The organism is Microbispora sp. NPDC046933 (assembly GCF_040644635.1).
Lineage (GTDB): Bacteria > Actinomycetota > Actinomycetes > Streptosporangiales > Streptosporangiaceae > Microbispora.
This window is the reverse complement of sequence record NZ_JBEYWW010000002.1, coordinates 384,255-401,986: the sequence shown is the minus strand read 5'-3', so window position 1 is coordinate 401,986 and position 17,732 is coordinate 384,255. Positions and strand designations below refer to the sequence as shown.

21 protein-coding genes are annotated in these 17,732 nt (G+C 70.1%); 3 read left to right on the top strand and 18 right to left on the bottom strand.

All coding sequences use genetic code 11. The annotated features are described in order from the left end of the window. Positions 1–6 precede the first annotated feature (6 nt). The 14 genes from nuoK to ABZ857_RS04285 all read right to left on the bottom strand — a co-directional run bounded on the left by nuoK (position 7) and on the right by ABZ857_RS04285 (position 12,732). The gene (gene nuoK, locus ABZ857_RS04350) at positions 7–303 is read right to left on the bottom strand and encodes an NADH-quinone oxidoreductase subunit NuoK (protein ID WP_139574092.1); all 297 of its coding nucleotides are present in this window, start codon (positions 301–303) and stop codon (positions 7–9) included. Continuing rightward, on the bottom strand, positions 300–1,220 hold the full coding sequence (locus ABZ857_RS04345) for an NADH-quinone oxidoreductase subunit J (RefSeq protein WP_357037273.1): 921 nt from the start codon (positions 1,218–1,220) through the stop codon (positions 300–302). Before ABZ857_RS04345 ends, nuoK begins: the two co-directional genes overlap by 4 nt. Next, positions 1,213–1,728, bottom strand: coding sequence for an NADH-quinone oxidoreductase subunit NuoI (gene nuoI / locus ABZ857_RS04340; protein ID WP_139574090.1), 516 nt, complete (start codon positions 1,726–1,728; stop codon positions 1,213–1,215). The genes ABZ857_RS04345 and nuoI overlap by 8 nt, the downstream gene beginning before the upstream one ends. Continuing rightward, the gene (gene nuoH, locus ABZ857_RS04335) at positions 1,715–3,076 is read right to left on the bottom strand and encodes an NADH-quinone oxidoreductase subunit NuoH (protein WP_357037270.1); all 1,362 of its coding nucleotides are present in this window, start codon (positions 3,074–3,076) and stop codon (positions 1,715–1,717) included. The genes nuoI and nuoH overlap by 14 nt, the downstream gene beginning before the upstream one ends. Beyond that, entirely contained in the window at positions 3,073–5,469 is a 2,397-nt protein-coding gene (locus ABZ857_RS04330; RefSeq protein ID WP_357037267.1) for an NADH-quinone oxidoreductase subunit G, read from the bottom strand. The genes nuoH and ABZ857_RS04330 overlap by 4 nt, the downstream gene beginning before the upstream one ends. Further along, complete coding sequence (gene nuoF / locus ABZ857_RS04325; RefSeq protein WP_357037265.1) at positions 5,466–6,752, bottom strand: NADH-quinone oxidoreductase subunit NuoF; 1,287 nt, start codon at positions 6,750–6,752, stop codon at positions 5,466–5,468. The genes ABZ857_RS04330 and nuoF overlap by 4 nt, the downstream gene beginning before the upstream one ends. Before the next feature lie 87 nt (positions 6,753–6,839). Next, complete coding sequence (gene nuoE / locus ABZ857_RS04320; RefSeq protein ID WP_357037262.1) at positions 6,840–7,514, bottom strand: NADH-quinone oxidoreductase subunit NuoE; 675 nt, start codon at positions 7,512–7,514, stop codon at positions 6,840–6,842. Beyond that, the gene (locus tag ABZ857_RS04315) at positions 7,511–8,827 is read right to left on the bottom strand and encodes an NADH-quinone oxidoreductase subunit D (protein ID WP_357037260.1); all 1,317 of its coding nucleotides are present in this window, start codon (positions 8,825–8,827) and stop codon (positions 7,511–7,513) included. Before ABZ857_RS04315 ends, nuoE begins: the two co-directional genes overlap by 4 nt. Positions 8,828–8,876: 49 nt before the next feature. Beyond that, complete coding sequence (locus ABZ857_RS04310) at positions 8,877–9,542, bottom strand: NADH-quinone oxidoreductase subunit C (RefSeq protein ID WP_357037257.1); 666 nt, start codon at positions 9,540–9,542, stop codon at positions 8,877–8,879. After that, positions 9,539–10,090, bottom strand: coding sequence for an NADH-quinone oxidoreductase subunit B family protein (locus ABZ857_RS04305; RefSeq protein WP_357037254.1), 552 nt, complete (start codon positions 10,088–10,090; stop codon positions 9,539–9,541). The genes ABZ857_RS04310 and ABZ857_RS04305 overlap by 4 nt, the downstream gene beginning before the upstream one ends. A 2-nt stretch (positions 10,091–10,092) precedes the next feature. Next, positions 10,093–10,452, bottom strand: coding sequence for an NADH-quinone oxidoreductase subunit A (locus ABZ857_RS04300; RefSeq protein WP_079315519.1), 360 nt, complete (start codon positions 10,450–10,452; stop codon positions 10,093–10,095). A 2-nt stretch (positions 10,453–10,454) separates the two neighbouring features. Next, entirely contained in the window at positions 10,455–10,598 is a 144-nt protein-coding gene (locus ABZ857_RS04295) for a hypothetical protein (protein WP_357037251.1), read from the bottom strand. Next, positions 10,595–11,848: a geranylgeranyl reductase family protein gene (locus ABZ857_RS04290; RefSeq protein ID WP_357037248.1), complete on the bottom strand. Its 1,254-nt coding sequence runs from the start codon at positions 11,846–11,848 to the stop codon at positions 10,595–10,597. Before ABZ857_RS04290 ends, ABZ857_RS04295 begins: the two co-directional genes overlap by 4 nt. A gap of 158 nt (positions 11,849–12,006) precedes the next feature. Then, complete coding sequence (locus ABZ857_RS04285) at positions 12,007–12,732, bottom strand: demethylmenaquinone methyltransferase (RefSeq protein ID WP_357037245.1); 726 nt, start codon at positions 12,730–12,732, stop codon at positions 12,007–12,009. A 101-nt stretch (positions 12,733–12,833) separates the two neighbouring features. Here ABZ857_RS04285 and ABZ857_RS04280 point away from each other — a divergent pair, with 101 nt between their 5' ends. Continuing rightward, positions 12,834–14,081 (top strand): hypothetical protein, encoded by a 1,248-nt coding sequence (locus tag ABZ857_RS04280; RefSeq protein WP_357037242.1) that lies wholly within the window; start codon positions 12,834–12,836, stop codon positions 14,079–14,081. On the opposite strand, the gene ABZ857_RS04275 is transcribed toward ABZ857_RS04280, so the two are convergent. Beyond that, a complete protein-coding gene (locus tag ABZ857_RS04275; RefSeq protein ID WP_357037240.1) occupies positions 14,078–14,287 on the bottom strand; it encodes a DUF4229 domain-containing protein in 210 nt (69 codons plus the stop codon). The genes ABZ857_RS04280 and ABZ857_RS04275 overlap by 4 nt on opposite strands. A 259-nt stretch (positions 14,288–14,546) precedes the next feature. On the opposite strand from ABZ857_RS04275, the gene ABZ857_RS04270 reads away from it, so the two are divergent. Next, positions 14,547–14,768: a BldC family transcriptional regulator gene (locus ABZ857_RS04270; RefSeq protein ID WP_079315524.1), complete on the top strand. Its 222-nt coding sequence runs from the start codon at positions 14,547–14,549 to the stop codon at positions 14,766–14,768. Between the two features lie 111 nt (positions 14,769–14,879). Here ABZ857_RS04270 and ABZ857_RS04265 read toward each other — a convergent pair whose 3' ends face one another. Together ABZ857_RS04265 and ABZ857_RS04260 are read right to left on the bottom strand one after the other, a co-directional pair. After that, positions 14,880–15,116: a hypothetical protein gene (locus ABZ857_RS04265; RefSeq protein WP_357037237.1), complete on the bottom strand. Its 237-nt coding sequence runs from the start codon at positions 15,114–15,116 to the stop codon at positions 14,880–14,882. A gap of 9 nt (positions 15,117–15,125) precedes the next feature. Continuing rightward, entirely contained in the window at positions 15,126–15,851 is a 726-nt protein-coding gene (locus ABZ857_RS04260; protein ID WP_357037234.1) for a hypothetical protein, read from the bottom strand. A gap of 443 nt (positions 15,852–16,294) precedes the next feature. Here ABZ857_RS04260 and ABZ857_RS04255 point away from each other — a divergent pair, with 443 nt between their 5' ends. Continuing rightward, complete coding sequence (locus ABZ857_RS04255; RefSeq protein ID WP_357037231.1) at positions 16,295–16,597, top strand: PLD nuclease N-terminal domain-containing protein; 303 nt, start codon at positions 16,295–16,297, stop codon at positions 16,595–16,597. Between the two features lie 148 nt (positions 16,598–16,745). Here the strand turns inward: ABZ857_RS04255 and ccsB are convergent, their stop codons facing one another. After that, positions 16,746–17,729 carry a c-type cytochrome biogenesis protein CcsB gene (ccsB, locus tag ABZ857_RS04250; protein WP_357037228.1) on the bottom strand — a complete coding sequence of 328 codons (984 nt, stop codon included), beginning with the start codon at positions 17,727–17,729 and terminating at the stop codon, positions 16,746–16,748. Positions 17,730–17,732: the final 3 nt, after the last annotated feature.

Sequence of the window (17,732 nt, the reverse complement as noted above, 5' to 3'; positions counted from 1 at the left end):
CACCTCTTAGTACTTCAGCAGGCTGGCGTCGTCCACCGACGCGGACCTGCGGGTTCGGAAGATCGTCACGATGATGGCCAGGCCGATGACCACCTCGGCGGCGGCCACGATCATCACGAAGAACGCGATGAGCTGGCCGTCGAGGTTGCCGTTCTGCCGGGCGAAGGTGACGAACGCCAGGTTGCAGGCGTTGAGCATGAGCTCGACGCACATGAACACCACGATGGCGTTGCGCCGTACGAGCACGCCGACGCCGCCGATGGCGAACAGCAGCGCGGAGAGCACCAGGTAGTGCGTGGTCACTTGCCGTCCTCCTCGCTCAGGGACTCGGACTCACCGCGCGGGCGGACGATCCGGCCCGCCACGACACCCTCCTCGACGCCCTCCTCGGGCATCGGCTCGGTGTCGGGACCGCCGTCCCTGACCTCGTCCGCGACCGTCGGGGTGCTGTGCCCGTTGGCCCGCAGCGCGGCCTCCTCCTGCGCCAGCACCTGGGCGACCTCCGGGGGCAGGATGCCCTGGGACTCCTCGTACCGGGCGATGTACCGGTTGACCGACAGCGGCGAGACGGACCCGTCGGGCAGCAGCGCCGGCATGTCGATGGCGTTGTGCCGGGCGTAGGTGCCGGGGCCGGGCAGCGGGGCCGGGTTCTTGCCCGTCCTGCCGAAGGCGACGAAGCGCTGCCGGGACAGGTCCTTCTGGGTCGGCTTGGCCTCGGCGCGCTCCCGGTGCGCGAGCACCATCGCTCCGAGCGCGGCGGTGATCAGCAGCGCCGAGGTGACCTCGAAGGCGAACACGTGGCGCGTGAAGATCAGCTCGGCCAGGGAGGGCACGTTGCCCGCCCGGGTGGCGGCGGCCAGGCCCTTGGGCGAGCCGACGACCGCGTTGCCGATGCCGAGGGCGAGCAGGACGGCGAAGCCGAGCCCACCCAGGATGGCCCAGAACCGCTGTCCCCTGATCGTCTCCACGAGGGAGTCGGACGAGTCCACGCCCACGAGCATGAGCACGAACAGGAACAGCATCATGACCGCGCCGGTGTAGACGATGATCTGCACCGCCGCCAGGAACGGAGCGTCCTGGACCGCGTACAGCACCGCCAGCGAGAGCATGACGACGCCGAGCATGAGGGCCGAGTAGACGGCCCTGCGGCTGAAGACGAGTCCGAGCGCGGCGATCACCGAGACGACCGCGAGCACCCAGAACGTGATGGACTCACCCATTGCTTCGACCCAACCGGTAGTAGTCCTCCTCGGTCTCGCCGAGGCGCATCGGGTGGGGCGGCTGCTCCATGCCCGGTCCCAGCGGCGCGAGGAGCATCTCCTTGGTGTAGATCAGCGACTCGCGGCTGGAGTCGGCGAGCTCGTACTCGTTGGTCATCGTGAGCGCCCGGGTGGGGCACGCCTCGATGCACAGCCCGCAGAGGATGCAGCGCAGGTAGTTGATCTGGTAGACGCGGCCGTACCGCTCACCCGGCGAGAAACGCTCCTCGTCGGTGTTGTCGCCGCCCTCGACGTAGATGGCGTCGGCCGGACAGGCCCAGGCGCACAGCTCGCAGCCGACGCACTTCTCCAGGCCGTCGGGCCACCGGTTCAGCTGGTGCCGCCCGTGGAATCGCGGCGCGGTCGGCCGCTTCTCCTCGGGATAGTTGACGGTCACCGGCTTCTTGAACATGTGGTGGAAGGTGACGCCGAATCCCTTGATCGGGTTCAGCCAATCAGTTGCTCCCACTGGTCACCTCCTTGGCGGCGTCGGAATTGAGACGCGCGGCGGGCACGACTCCGTGGTAGTGCGGGGCGTCGAGCGGCGGCACCGGGAACCCGCCCGCGGTCGGCTCCTCGCGCAGCTGCTCGAACTCCTCCTCGATCGCGGCCGCCTTGGCCTCCCTGCGGCGCTGGTTGACCGTGTCGAACCGCAGCCAGATCGCGAAGGCGCCGATGATGACGACCGCGCCGATGGTCATGATGATCGCCCGGTTGCTCTCCGGCATGCGCAGCGCCTTGAACGTGGCGGCCAGCAGGATCCAGCCCAGGTTGAGCGGGATCAGCACCTTCCACCCGAAGGCCATGAGCTGGTCGTACCGGACACGCGGCAGCGAGGCGCGGACCCAGACGAAGAAGCCGAACGCGATGACCAGCTTGATGAAGAACCACAGCATCGGCCACCAGCCGGAGTTCGCGCCGTCCCACAGGGAGATCGGCCACGGGGCCCGCCAGCCGCCGAAGAACAGCGTGATCGCCATCGCCGAGACCGTGAAGACGTTCACGTACTCCGCGAGCATGAACATCGCGAACTTCAGCGAGGAGGAGTACTCGGTGTGGAAGCCGCCGACCAGCTCGCCCTCGCCCTCGGGGAGGTCGAAGGGCACGCGGTTCGTCTCGCCCAGCATCGTGATCGCGTAGATCAGGAAGGACGGGATCAGCGAGACCACATACCAGGACGGCGCCGGGATGGACAGCCCGAAGACGTCCCAGGTGCCGCCGCTCGCCTGCTTCGCCACGATCTCCGAGGTGGACAGCGTGCCCGCCTGGAGGAACACCGCGACGAACGACAGGCCCATCGCGATCTCGTACGACACGACCTGCGCGGCCGAGCGCAGGCCACCCAGCACGGCGTACGGCGAGCGGGAGCCCCACCCGGCGAGCACGACGCCGTAGACGCCGATCGAGGCGGTGGCCAGGACCAGCAGGACCGCGACCGGCAGGTCGGTGAGCTGCAGCGGCGTCCTGTGGCCGAACATCCACACCATCGGCCCGAACGGCACGACGGAGAAGGCCAGGAAGGCCGGGACGGCGATGATGACCGGGGCCAGGAAGTAGATCACCTTGTCCACGGTGCGTGGCATGATGTCTTCCTTCAGGCCCATCTTCAGGCCGTCGGCCACCGACTGCAGCAGGCCGAACTTACCGGCCCGGTTGGGGCCGTAGCGGTGCTGCATGCGCGAGATGAGCTTGCGCTCGGTCCACACGCCGAACAGCACGCCCAGCATCAGGAACACGAAGATCGCGACGGCCTTGATGATGCTGATCCACAGGGGATCGTGGCCGAAGTCGCTCAGCGTGGGTCCGGGGTTGTTCACGAGACGCTCCCGATCTTTACGACGTCTCCGGCGACCGCGCGCAGCTCGCGCGTGACCGACAGGCCGGCGGAGTTGGACGGCACCCACACGACACGGTCGGGCAGGTCCGCGACGCGCACCGGCACGACCACATCGTCACCGATGGTGATCTTGCCGCCGTCGACCGCGCCGATCTCGGCGGCCGTCGCCTCCGACAGCAGCGCCGCAACCTGGCGGGCGGTCCCCGCCAGGTAGGGCTCGCCGTCCTGCATCCGGCCGTCGTCGAGCAGCAGGTGCCAGGTCGCCAGCACGGCCTCGCCCGCCTGCGGCTCCTTGACCGGGCGGCCGGTCACGGAAGGCGCGGCCGGGCGGGTGCCCTTCCAGGCGCCGAGCGCGGCCATCTCGCGCCGGGCGGCGGCCGGGTCGGGCAGGCCGAGGTGGACGTCCATCTGGTCGGCGATCGAGGCGATCGCGCGCAGGTCGCTCATCAGGCCGGGGACGGCCGTGGCCACGCCGAACGAGCGGCCCCTGCCCTCCCAGTCGACGAACGTGCCGGACTTCTCGGCCACCGCGGCGACCGGCAGGACCACGTCGGCCCGGTCGGTGACCGCGCTCGCGCGGATCTCCAGGCTGACGATGAACGGCGTGTTCTCCAGCGCCGCCAGGGCCCGCTCCGGGTCGGGCAGGTCGTACGGGTCCACGCCCGCCACCACCAGCGCGTCGACCTCGTCGTTCAGCGCGGCCTCGATGATGCCGGCCGTGTCGCGGCCGGCGGCCTCGGGCAGCGAGGCGACGCCCCACACCCGGGCGACCTCCGCGCGGGCGGCCTCGTCGGCCGCCGGGCGGCCGATCGGCAGCAGGCCCGGCAGGGCGCCCGCCTCCAGCGCGCCGCGCTCACCGGCCCGGCGCGGCACCCAGGCGAGCCGGGCGCCGGTGGCCTGCGTGAGCCGTACGAGCGCGGACAGGGCGCCGGGGGCGGTGGCGAGCCGCTCGCCGGCGAGGACGATCGCGCCCGCGGGCAGCAGGTCGCCGGTGATGAGGTCGCCGATCGCCTCGGCCTCGGCGCCGGGCAGGGTGCGGATCAGCGTGCCGTTCATCTTGGCCAGGCCCGGCGTGGCGAACGGCGCGAGCGAGTAGACCTTCAGGCCCCGCTTGCGCGCCGCCTTGCGCAGGCGCAGGAAGACGATCGGCGACTCCTCCTCGGGCTCGAACCCGGCCAGGAGCACGGCCGGGGCCGTCTCCAGGTCGGCGTAGGAGACCTCGATGCCCTTGCCGGCGACGGCGTGGGCGAGGAAGCGCGTCTCCTCCTCCGAGTGCGGGCGGGCCCGGAAGTCGATGTCGTTGGTGCCGAGGGCGATCCTGGCGAACTTGCTGTACGCGTAGGCGTCCTCGACCGTGAGCCGCCCGCCGACCAGCACGCCGGCCTTGCCCCGCGCCCGCAGCAGGCCCTCGGCGGCGACGGCCAGCGCGTCCGGCCAGGAGGTCGGGACGAGCTTGCCGCTCTCGTCGCGGACCAGCGGCGACCGCAGGCGGTCGGGCTGGGTGGCGTAGGTGAAGGCCCACCGGCCCTTGTCGCAGTTCCACTCCTCGTTGACCTGCGGGTCGTCCCCGGCCAGGCGGCGGGTGACCTTGCCCCTGCGGTGGTCGGTGCGCAGCGAGCAGCCCGACGCGCAGTGCTCGCACGCGCTCGGCGTGGAGACCAGGTCGAACGGGCGGGAGCGGAACCGGTAGGCCGCGCCGGTCAGCGCGCCCACCGGGCAGATCTGGATGGTGTTGCCCGAGAAGTAGGACTGGAACGGCTCGCCGTCGGCGACGCCCACCTGCTCCTTGGCCCCGCGCTCGAAGAAGTCGATGAGCGGGTCACCGGCGATCTGCTCGGAGAACCGGATGCAGCGCGCGCACTGGATGCAGCGCTCGCGGTCGAGCAGCACCTCGCTCGACAGCGGGACCGGCTTCTCGAACGTCCGCTTCTGCTCGACGAACCGGCTCTCGCCCTGGCCGTTCGACATGGCCTGGTTCTGCAGGGGGCACTCGCCGCCCTTGTCGCAGACCGGGCAGTCGAGCGGGTGGTTGAGCAGCAGCATCTCCATCACGCCGCGCTGGGCCTTCTCGGCCACCGGCGAGGTGAGCTGCGTCTTGACCACCATGCCCTCGGCGACCTCGATCGCGCAGGACGGCTGCGGCTTGGGGAAGCCGCGGCCGTTGCCCGCGTCGGGGATGTCAACCAGGCACTGGCGGCAGTTGGCCGCCGGCGAGAGCAGCGGGTGGTCGCAGAACCGGGGGATCTGGATCCCCAGCAGCTCCGCGGCCCGGATGATCAGGGTGCCCTTGGGAACGCTGATCTGGAAGCCGTCGATGGTCAGGGTGACCATGTCCACGACCGGCTGCTCCGGCTGCGTCGTCTGAACTGTCACTTGGACCCCCACACCGTGGAAGCGGCGGGATCGAACGGGCAGCCGCCGATCTCGAAGTGCTTGAGGTATTCGTCGCGGAACTGCTTCACCGACGAGTGGATCGGGCTCGTCGCGCCGTCGCCGAGGGCGCAGAACGAGCGGCCGAGGATGTTGTCGGCGATGTCGGTGATCGTGGCCAGATCCTCCTCGGAGCCCTGGCCCTTCTCCAGCCGCTTGAGCACCTGCTTGAGCCAGTAGGTGCCCTCACGGCAGGGCGTGCACTTGCCGCAGGACTCGTGCGCGTAGAACTCGGTCCAGCGCAGGACGGCCCGGACCACGCAGGTCGTCTCGTCGAAGATCTGCAGGGCGCGGGTGCCCAGCATCGAGCCCTTGGCCCCGACCGACTCGAAGTCGAGCGGCACGTCCAGGTGCTCGGCCGTGAAGATCGGCGTCGAGGAGCCCCCCGGCGTCCAGAACTTCAGCTCGTGACCCTCGCGGATGCCGCCCGCCATGTCGAGCAGCTCGCGCAGCGTGATGCCCAGCGGGGCCTCGTACTGGCCCGGCCGGGTGACGTGGCCCGACAGCGAGAAGATGCCGAAGCCCTTGGACTTTTCGGTGCCCATCCCGGCGAACCAGTCGGCGCCGTTGGCCACGATGCTCGGCACGCTCGCGATCGACTCGACGTTGTTGATCACGGTCGGGCACGCGTACAGGCCGGCGACCGCCGGGAACGGCGGCTTGAGCCGGGGCTGGCCGCGGTAGCCCTCCAGCGAGTCGAGCAGCGCGGTCTCCTCGCCGCAGATGTACGCCCCGGCGCCGCTGTGCACGACGAGTTCGAGGTCGTAGCCCGAGCCGAGGATGTCCGTCCCGAGGTAGCCCTTCTCGTACGCCTCCCGGACCGCGGCCTGCACCCGGCGGATGACGTGGAGCACCTCGCCGCGGATGTAGATGAACGCGTGGTTGGCCCGGATGGCGTAGGACGCGATGATCACGCCCTCGACCAGCGCGTGCGGGTTGGCCATCATGAGCGGGATGTCCTTGCAGGTCCCCGGCTCCGACTCGTCGGCGTTGACCACGAGGTAGTGGGCCTTGCCGTCGCCCTGCGGGATGAAGCCCCACTTCATGCCGGTCGGGAAGCCCGCGCCGCCACGGCCGCGCAGGCCGGAGTCCTTCACCGCCTGGATGACGGCGTCGGGGTCCATGCCCAGGGCCTTCTTCGCGGCCGCGTACTCGCCGTACCCGTCGAGGGTGAACGAGTCGGCCCGGTCCCAGTTCCTGGTGAGGACCGGAGTCAGCGTCGTCATTGGTCGTTCACCGCTCCTCGTTCGCTACGCGGGCCGCTCGTGCCTCACGGACCGCTCCGCTCACCGCGTCGGGTTCTCTCCGCGTGGTCACTTCTGCTCGCTCCCCTCGGCCTTGGGGGCCTCCCAGCCGTTGGCCTTGGCGATCTTCAGGCCCTCCAGCGACGGGCCGGCGGCCGACGGGCCGTCACCGGCCTGGCCGTCGGGGAACCCGGCGAGGACCCTGGACGCCTCCTTGAACGTGCACAGCCGGCTCGGGCCGCGCGTGGGCGCGACCTCCTTGCCCGCGCGCAGGTCGTCGACGAGCTGCTTGGCCGACTCCGGGGTCTGGTTGTCGAAGAACTCCCAGTTGACCATCATGACCGGCGCGAAGTCGCAGGCGGCGTTGCACTCCAGCCGCTCCAGCGTGATCTTGCCGTCCGCGGTGGTCTCGTCGTGGCCGACGCCCACATGCTCGCTGAGCTCTTCCCAGATCTGGTCGCCGCCCATGACCGCGCACAGCGCGTTGATGCAGACGCCGACGTTGTACTCGCCGGCCGGCCTGCGCTTGTACATGGTGTAGAAGGTGGCCACGCCGACGACCTCGGCCTTGGACAGGCCCAGCATCTCGGCGCAGAACTCCTGCCCGTCGTCGGAGATGTAGCCGTCCACCGACTGCACCAGGTGCAGCAGCGGCAGCAGCGCGGAACGCGGCCGGGGGTAGCGGCCGATGATCTCCTTGGCGTCCGTCTCCAGACGCTCGCGGACCTCAGGCTGATAACTCATCGGTCCACACCTCCCATGACGGGGTCGATCGAGGCGACCGCGGAGATGACGTCGGCGACCATGCCGCCCTCGCACGTCGCGGGCACCGCCTGCAGGTTCGTGAACGACGGGTCGCGGAAGTGGACCCGGTAGGGGCGGGTGCCGCCGTCGCTGACCACGTGCGCGCCGAGCTCGCCGCGCGGCGACTCGACCGAGGCGTACGCCTGCCCGGCCGGCACCCGGAAGCCCTCGGTCACCAGCTTGAAGTGGTGGATCAGGGCCTCCATGGAGCTGCCCATGATGTGGGCGATGTGGTCGGGCGAGTTGCCGAGGCCGTCGGGGCCGAGCGCGAGCTGCGACGGCCAGCCGATCTTCTTGTCGTCGATCATCACCGGGCCGCCCTTGAGCGGGCCGGACAGGCGGTCGAGCGCCTGCTCGATGATCTTGAGGGACTCCTCCATCTCGGCCACGCGGACGAGGTAGCGGCCGTACACGTCGCAGGTGTTCTGCGTCGGCACCTCGAACTCGTACGTCTCGTAGCCGCAGTAGGGCTGCGACTTGCGCAGGTCCCAGGGCAGGCCGGCGGCGCGCAGCATGGGCCCGGTGACCCCGAGGGCCATGCAGCCGGTCAGGTCGAGGTAGGCCACGTCCTTGGTGCGCCGGGTGTAGACCGGGTTCGCGTCGAGGAGCTTGCGCATCTCCTTGATCCGCCCCGGCATGACCTTGAGGAACTCGCCGATCTTGTCGACCGCGCCGGCCGGCAGGTCGACGCTGACGCCGCCCGGCCGGACGTACGCCATGTTCATCCGCAGGCCGGTGATGTACTCCATCAGGTCGAGCACCATCTCGCGCTCGCGGAAGCCGAACAGCATCGGCGTGGTCGCGCCCAGCTCCATGCCGAACGTCGCGATCGCGACCAGGTGCGAGGAGATCCGGGTGAGCTCCATCGTCAGGACCCGGATGGCCTGTGCCCGGTCCGGGATCCTGTCGCTGATCCCGAGAAGCTTCTCGACGCCCATGCAGTAGGCGGTCTCGTTGAAGATCGGCGCGAGGTAGTCCATGCGGGTGACGAACGTGACCCCCTGGGTCCACGTCCGGAACTCCATGTTCTTCTCGATGCCGGTGTGCAGGTAGCCGATCACCGTGCGCGCCTCGGTCACGGTCTCGCCGTCGAGGGTCAGCACGAGCCGGAGCACGCCGTGGGTCGACGGGTGCTGCGGGCCCATGTTGACGACCAGGCGCTCCTCGGCCGACTCGCTGACGCTCTTGACCAGCTCGTCCCAGTCCTGACCGGCGACGTCGTAGATCCGGCCCTCGGTCTCGGTGGTGCTCACGACGCTCTCCTCGCTGCCCTCGTCCACTCGTGCAGGTCGCCGTGGATGCTCACGAGTACGACCTCCTCCGGTCCGGTGCCGGGACCTCGGCGCCGCGGTACTCGACGGGGATGCCGCCGAGCGGGTAGTCCTTGCGCTGCGGGTGCCCCTCCCAGTCGTCCGGCATCTCGATCCGGGTCAGCGCCGGGTGGCCGTCGAAGACGATTCCGAAGAAGTCGTACGTCTCGCGCTCATGCCAGTCGTGCGTGGGGTAGACCGGAACCGTGGAGGGGATGTGCGGGTCGGCGTCGGGGCAGGAGACCTCCACCCGGATGCGCCGGTTGTGCGTGATGGAGCACAGGTGGTAGACGGCGTGCAGCTCCGCGCCGGTCTCCTCGGGGTAGTGGACGCCGGAGACGCCGAGCGACAGCTCGAACCGCAGCGCGGGGTCGTCGCGCAGGTGCTTCATCACCTCGGGCAGCCGCTCGCGCCGCACGTGGAAGGTGATCTCGCCGCGGTCGACGACCACGCGCTCGACGGCGTCGGCGAACGCCGGCTCCAGCGCGTCGGCCACCTCGTCGAAGTACGACCCGTACGGCCGGCTGCTGGACAGCTTGGGCGGGCGACGGACGACCAGGCGGTTGTAGCCGGAGGTGTCGCCGGTGTCCTTGACGCCGAACATGCCCTTGCGGGCGACGGGCTCCTCGGGCAGCCCGGGCAGGTTCTCGGTGGTCACTTCCCGGCCCCCTGGTCGATCAGCGGCAGCGTGCGCAGCGCCTGGAGCTCCAGCTCCTCGATCTGCTTCTCCCGGTGCGCGCCGAACTTGATGTTCTGGATCTTGTCGTGCAGCTTCACGATGGCGTCGATCAGCATCTCCGGGCGCGGCGGGCAGCCGGGCAGGTAGATGTCGACCGGCACCACGTGGTCCACGCCCTGCACGACGGCGTAGTTGTTGAACATGCCGCCGCTGGACGCGCACACGCCCATCGCGATGACCCACTTGGGCTCGGCCATCTGGTCGTAGATCTGGCGGAGGACGGGCGCCATCTTCTGCGACAGCCGGCCGGCCACGATCATCAGGTCGGCCTGCCGCGGGGAGGCGGAGGCGCGCTCCATGCCGAAGCGGGCCAGGTCGTGCTTCGGACCGCCGGTGGCCATCAGCTCGATGGCGCAGCACGCGAGACCGAAGGTCGCAGGCCAGACGGAGTTCTTCCGGGCCCAGCCGGCCACCTGCTCGACGGTGGTGAGGACGAACCCGCTCGGGAGTTTCTCTTCAAGACCCATGGCTAATCCCAATCGAGGCCGCGACGCCGCCAGACATAGGCGTACGCCACGAGAACGGTGACGATGAACAGCACCATCTCGACGAGCCCGAACACGCCGAGTTTGTCGAAGGCCACCGCCCACGGATAGAGGAAGATGATCTCGATGTCGAACACGATGAACAGCATCGCGGTGATCATGTACTTCAGCGGGAAGCGGCCGCCGCCGACCGGCTGCGGAGTCGGCTCGATGCCGCACTCGTAGGCGTCAAGTTTCGCGCGGTTCCAGCGCTTCGGCCCGGTGAAGGGCGCGATGCTCACGGAGAACACGGCGAATCCCGCCGCGAGGACCGCGAGCACCACGATCGGCACATACAGCTCCATGGCTACATGTCCTCGCTTACTCGGTGAATTTGGGCGATCACGAGAATGCCGGAGAGCGCGGCCGTCCGGGCGGCCACCTTCGGGGCCGGCGCCGATGTGCGCGTCGTCTCGGTCATGCGGGCTTCAGTCATGCTGGCTTCGGTCATGATGGCGGAGCCACCTTGGACAGGGCGTTGATTATTCGGTCGGAGACGTCGCCCCGCCGGTCTGTGAGATTAGCGAGCAGCTTGAAGGCGAATCTCATCAGGGTGGGATGGGGCATCCCGTGCCGGGTGGCGAAGCTCATCACTCGCGGCCTCCCGATCGCCTCCACGAACAGGCGGCCGAGGGTGAAGTATCCGCCATGGGCGTCTTTGAGGATACGCGGGTACGCGAGTAAGACGCGCTCACGCTGGGCGGGCGTCGGCCGCGACAGCGCCTGGACGACCACTTCGGCCGCGGTCCGGCCGGTCTCCATGGCGTACGCGATGCCCTCGCCGTTGAACGGGTTGATCGACCCGCCCGCGTCGCCCACGAGAACCAGCCCGCGGGTGTAGTGCGGCTGCCGGTTGAAGCCCATCGGCAGCGCGGCGCCCCTGATCGGGCCCGTCATGTTCTCTTCGGTGAAGCCCCACTCCTGCGGCGTGTTCTTCATCCAGCGCCGCAGCAGGTCGCGGTAGTCGATGTTCTTGAAGGCCTCGCTGGTGTTCAGCAGGCCGAGGCCGACGTTGGAGGTGCCGTCGCCGACGGGGAAGATCCAGCCGTAGCCGGGGAGCAGCCGGTCGCCGTCCCACAGTTCGAGCCACGTCTCCAGGTAGTCGTCGTCGTGCCGGGGGCTCTTGTAGTAGGTGCGCACCGCCACGCCCATCGGGCGGTCCTCGCGCTTGTGCAGGCCCATCGCGAGCGACAGCCGGGTCGAGTTGCCGTCGGCCGCCACCACGAGCCGCGAGCGGTAGGACACCTCCTCGCCGTCCGCCTTGGCCGTCACGCCCACGACGTGGCCGCTGCGCTCGTCGAGCAGCGGGCCTGTGACGTTCACGCCCTCGCGCAGCCGGACGCCCGCGCGCTCGGCGTGCCTGGCGAGGATCTGGTCGAAGTCGGCGCGGGTGCGCACGAGGCCGAAGTCGGGGTAGCTCGACAGCTCGGGCCAGTCGAGTTCGAGACGCACGCCGCCGCCGTAGACGCGCAGCCCCTTGTTCCTGATCCAGCCGGGCGCGTCGATGTCGACGCCCATGGCGACGAGTTCCTTCACCGCCCGCGGAGTGAGACCGTCACCGCAGACCTTCTCCCGCGGGAAGCGCGTCTTCTCCAGCAGCAGCACGTCGAGACCGGCGCGGGCGAGGTGGAAGGCCGTCGTCGCACCCGCGGGACCCGCACCGACGACGATGACGTCGGCGTCGACATCTCTCCGCGTCACGCGGGGTTGCTCGCTCACGGGGACCTGTCCGTTCCAGGGAAGGAAGGCCTCGAATTGGTTTAGACCTTCGTGCCTTTGTGAACAACTTCACAAACTGTCGCGCCGCAGTCTAACCCCTACTCGCGGCGCAATGTCAGAGGGGTATGGGTAAGCATCTGTCACCGCTCCTTGACGGCACGGTGCAGGGCCACGATGCCGAGCGTGAGGTTGCGCCAGGCCACCTTCCGCCAGCCGGCCTCCTGGATGATCTTGGCCAACGCCTCCTGGTCGGGCCAGGCGCGGATCGACTCGGCGAGGTACTCATAGGAGTCGGGGTTCGAGCTGACCATCCGGGCCACCGGCGGCAGCAGCTTCATCAGGTACTGCGAGTAGACGAGGTCGAACGACTTGGGCGTCGGCCGGGAGAACTCGCAGATCACCAGCCTCCCGCCCGGGCGGGTCACCCGCAGCATCTCGCCCAGGGCCTGCACGGTGTCGGCCACGTTGCGCAGGCCGAAGGAGATCGTCACCGCGTCGAACGTCCCGTCGCGGAACGGCAGGCGCAGCGCGTCGCCCGCGACGAACGTCACCCCGCGCACTCCCCCGCCGTACAGGCCGGAGCCGCCGCGCCGCTCCACGCCGGTGCGGAGCATCCCGAGCGAGAAGTCGCAGGCGATCGCCCGCGCCCCGAGCGCGGTGAACGCGTCGGTCGAGGTGCCGGTGCCCGCGGCGAGGTCGAGGACCAGCTCGCCGGGCCCGGCGTCGATCGCCGCCGCGGTGGCCTTACGCCACAGGCGGTCCTGGCCGAGCGAGAGGACGTCGTTGACCAGGTCGTAGCGCCGGGCCGTGCGATCGAACATCGCGGCGACCTCGTGCGGCTGCTTGTCCAGCGATGCGCGCGTCATGCACGCAAGCCTAGGCGGCGACGGGCGCGCCCCCTCACCGCCGCCGCCGGATGAGCGGAACGTAGTTCATCGATTACGCTGCGTCTGCTAGAAATTGGGGAATGCGCGTCACCACCGCACTGCTCCCGGTCGCATCGCTCGTCACATGCGCCGCCGTCATCCATGCCGTACCGGCGTCCGCCGGCGTCCCGCAGCCCCGTGTGGTCGCGGAGAACCCGGTGAACACCACTCCGCACGTGCTCGACGGCATCGTCACCGCGTTCGCGCTGGTCGGCCGCACCGTCGTCGTGGGCGGCGAGTTCAGCGCGGTCCGCGAGGCCCGGGGCGGCGAGGACCTGCCGCGGGCGAACGTCTTCGCCTTCGACCTCTACACCGGGCGCGTCCTGCGCGACTTCGCGCCGGACCTCGACGGGCCGGTGGCCGCACTGGCCGCCGGTCCCGGCGGCACGGTCTACGTGGGCGGCGCGTTCGGCGCGCCGTCCCGGGGCCTGGTCCGTCTCCGCGTGTCCGACGGCAATCCCGTCGACGACTTCTCCGCCCCCGTCTACGGCGGGGAGGTCACCAGCCTGGTGCGGCTGGGCGGCGCGCTCTACGTGGGCGGCGACTTCAGCAGGATCGGCCGCAGCCCGCGCACCGCGCTGGCCCGGGTGGACGCCGAGACCGGCGCGGTGGACCCCCGGTTCACCGTCACGCCCGGCGACGGGCGCCGCGGCGATCCCCGGATCTACGCGATGGCCGCCGTCAGCGACCGCTTAGTCGTGGACGGCGCGTTCACCACGCTCGACGGCCTGCGCCGCCCGCAGCTCGGCGTGATCGACCTGACGACCGGACGGGTGGCCGACTGGCGCACCGAGGCGTACGCCCCGGCGTGCAAGCCGGACTTCCCGTCGTACGTGCGGGGGCTCGACCTGTCTCCCGACGGGCGCTACTTCGTGGTCGTCACGACGGGCGGGCCGGCGCCGCGCACGTCCAAGCTGTGCGACTCGGCCGCCAGGTTCGAGACGTACGCGAAGGGCGAGGCGATCCGTCCGACCTGGGTGAACCTGACCGGAGGCGACTCCCTGTACGCGGTCGCGGTCACGGGGTCCGCCGTCTACGTGGGCGGACATCAGCGCTGGCTGGACAACCCCCGGGGCGCCGACACGGCCGGTCCCGGAGCGGTCCACCGGCCCGGGATCGGGGCGATCGACCCGGTCAGGGGCAGGGCGCTGCGCTGGAACCCGACGCGGGAAAGGGGAATCGGGGTAAAGGCCTTCCTGACCGTAAAGACAGGTCTTTTGGTGGGAAGCGACACGACGGAGCTCGGGCATGAGTACCATGCCCGCGTCGGCATGTTCCCGGCGACCTAGTTCTTCCCCGTCTCCCGCCGTTTCCCGGCGATGCGCTCGCTCACCGCGTCGCGCTGTTTGGTCAGCAGCACGTAGCTGGCCAGACCGCTGACCAGGACCGCGAGCAGGAGCAACGGGAACGACCGCAGGCCGACGAGATACAGGACGCCGAGGGCCACGGCGAACAGGCCGAGGCGCGAAAGGGTGTAAACGACAACCGGATGCACAGCGTCGAGGTTACGTCACTCTCCCGACGCGCCGGTCTCTCTTCGCATCTGCTGCGGGCACTGCTAGTGTTCACAACAAGGCGCTTTTGTAAAGAAACACCCATGAGCGCCCCAAAGAGGCTCTATCATATAACAATCGGGCACTGAGCCGGTAACAACCCGTGATCTTCTGCGAAAACCACGGATAAATCAGGCTTCGCTCGGCACACTGGTTACCTGTCCGCCCGCTGCAGGACGCGGGACGCGAGGGGGAGAGATTGTGGAGAGTAGCAGCGAGCGACTGCTGACTCCTGGAGAGGTTGCCGCTCTCTTCAGGGTCGACCCGAAGACCGTGACCCGCTGGGCCGCGGCCGGGCGTATCAGCAGCATCCGTACCCCCGGGGGGCACAGGCGGTTCCGTGAATCGGAAGTGCACGCCCTCCTTCGCGGTGAGGACGTCCTCACGGCCGAACGGCCGAACGGCGACTCCCCGCGAGTCTGACGCAGTACCAGCACCGGGTGATCCTGCGCGCTACCCGGACGCCGCAGGGTCACCGGAGTCAGCCCCGCGTCGAGTCTGCGTCCCGGCCTGTCCTGCTCCCTTGCCGGAACGTCAGTCCTGCTCCGCCTTGAAGGCCAGGAACGCCTGCTCCAACGCGTCGTCGCCCTCACGCCAGCGGCGCCGGCGCTCGGTGTCCTCCTCCTCGGTGATCGACTCGGCCAGCCAGCGCTCGTAGTCCGGCTCGCCCGGGGCGACCTCCACGTACGCGTTGCCGATGAGGCGCCCGTCATCGGTGGTGAGTGACCTGGGCACGCGCAGCGTCCCGTCGCCGAGCCGGATCACGTACATCCGAATCACCTAGATTCCGTAACGCCGGTTGAAGAAGAGCATGACGTCGAGGGCCGCCCGCGTGTCGCCGCCCAGCATGTCGACCAGGGCCGGACGCTGCCGGGACGCGATCGCCGCGAACGCGTCGGCGAAGAACTCCTTGCGCCCCAGGCCGCCGGGCTGCCGGTGGAACGACGACGCGAACAGCGGCAGGCACTCCTCGTAGAGCGCCGCGAACTCCGGAGAGTCCGACACCCACTCTCCCGGACCGGCGTCCACGTCGTCCAGCGCATGTCCGACTTCGTGCATCATGACGTCGGGCGTGGGCGACGGCCGGTCCCCCACCACGATCTTGCGGTCGCCGTACGCGCCGGCGCAGATGTCCCAGGTGGCCCGTCCCGACGGCAGCGGCGCGCCGCGGAGGTAGCCCATGTCGTCCAGGTCGGGCACCCCGCCGCGCCCGACGTAGATGCCTTCGAGCCCGATGGCGAGCTTGGTCTTGAGCCGCTCGGGCAGGCTCGCCAGGCTGTCCACGGCCCGTACGGCGTCGGCGGAGGGAGGACCTTCCGCGGCGTCCCACTCGCGGTGCAGGATGCGCTCCAGCGGTCCGCAGTGCCGCCTGCCGTCCCGCAGGTCGGGCGCGTCGGGAGGGTGGGGGGCGGCCCGCGTCGGCAGGTCGTCGAGTTCGAAGTCCTGCCAGGTGTACTGCGGCCGGTCGTCCACCACGGGCGCGGTGACCGTGTGGGCCCGATCCACGGGCCGCTCCGGCGGCCATCCGGCCCAGTCGGCGCCCCACTCGTCCCGCCGCGAGTCCCGCTGTGAATCCCACTGGGGATCCCGCTGTGAATCCCACTGCGGATCCCGCTGTGCGTCCCACAGAGCGCGGCGGCGCTGTGGCTGTTCCGCGGGCCGTTCCGCGGGCCGTTCCTGGGCCCGCTCCGCCGTGCGGTCGGAGACACGTTCCGCGGCGCGATCGGGAGGGCGTTCGGGGACGTCCGTACGGCGGTGGGAGGACCAGTAGGGCCCTCGCTGCCACCACCGCGACCCCCGCCGGTGGCGGCCCCTGTCGCCCGGCTCCGCCATCGCACCCCTCTAACAGGCTCCGCGTGCCGTGTACCGGTCCACCGTACGATGCCGGGCTGCCCCCGTCACCCCAAAGCCGGACACGATCAGTCGCCGGTATGGCTTACCGTGTGGGCATGCCTAGCGTGATTATCGGCCTGGCGCTGCTTGCCCTCTGGCTCTACTGCCTGTTCGACGTGATCACGACCCCCGAGCAGGATGTGCGTAATCTCCCCAAGTTCATGTGGGTCCTCATCGTGATCTTCCTGGCGGACGTGGGCGCGCTGACCTGGCTCCTCGTGGGTCGCCCCCGCCCCCGGCACGCCATGTACGCGGCCGGGAACGGCGGGTGGGCCCGGAGCGGCGAGGCGCCCCGCGGCCCCGACGACGACCCCGAGTTCCTGCGCAGCCTGGAGCGGCGCCTGCGCGACGAGGACTGATCGCCTCTCGGGCGGCCGATTCCCCCCAAGCCGCCATCCATCCCTCAGGCGCCGTCCATCCCTCAGGCGCCGTCCATCCCTCAGGCGCCGTCCATCCCTCAGGCGCCGTCCATCCCTCAGGCGCCGTCCATCCCTCAGGCGCGGCCCGTCACTTCGGCACGTCGGCGTAGGAGTGCAGTCCCGAGAAGAAGATGTTGACGCCGACCAGGTTGAACAGCAGGCAGGCGAAGGCGACCAACGAAATGATCATCGCGGCCTTGCCCCGCCACCCGGCCGTCGCCCGGGCGTGGAGATAGGCGGCGTAGACGACCCACGTGACGAACGCCCACACCTCCTTGGGATCCCAGCCCCAGTAGCGGCCCCACGCCCGGTCGGCCCACAGGGCGCCCGCGATGACGGCGAAGGTCCAGATCGGGAAGGAGATGACGATCGCGCGGTGCGCGACGCGCTCCAGGCCCTCCCTGCTCGGCAGCACCGACGGCCGCCCGTCCTTGCGGATCAGGTAGAGGATCGCGCAGACGCCCGCCACGATGAACAGCCCGCTGGCCACGATCGCCGCCGTGACGTGGATCGCGATCCAGTACGAGTGCAGCGCGGGCATCACCGGGCCGGCCTGGACGTGCAGGAACAGCACGGCGAAGCCCAGCCCGAGCGCCGCGGTCACGGTCACGAACGCGCCGAGGAAGCGGATCGGCTGGCGGATCATCAGCGCGAGGAACGCGGTGACGGCGGCGAAGCAGATGGCCACCACAAACTCGTACATGTTGGCCCACGGCCACCGGTCGACGGCGATGCCGCGGGTGAGGATGCCGGCGAGGTTGCCGGCCCACGCGATCCAGGTGAGGACCACGCCGACGGTCCCCGCCCGGACCGCCCACGCGACCGGCTGCGGGCCTGGATCCTCCGTCGTGCCCCCAGTCGTGTCACCAGTCGTGTCACCGGACAGCGCCGGACCGCCCGCGCCGACGAGCTCCCGCCGGCGCGCGGACACGACCGTGCGGGCCCGGCCGAAGGCGAGATCCAGCGCGTAGCAGATCATCGCGGCGAGATACAGCAGGACGGTGACCAGGATGAGCTGGTCGCTCAGCGTGGCGAGACTCTCGTTGACGGCTTGGGTTACCGGGGCGGGCATCAC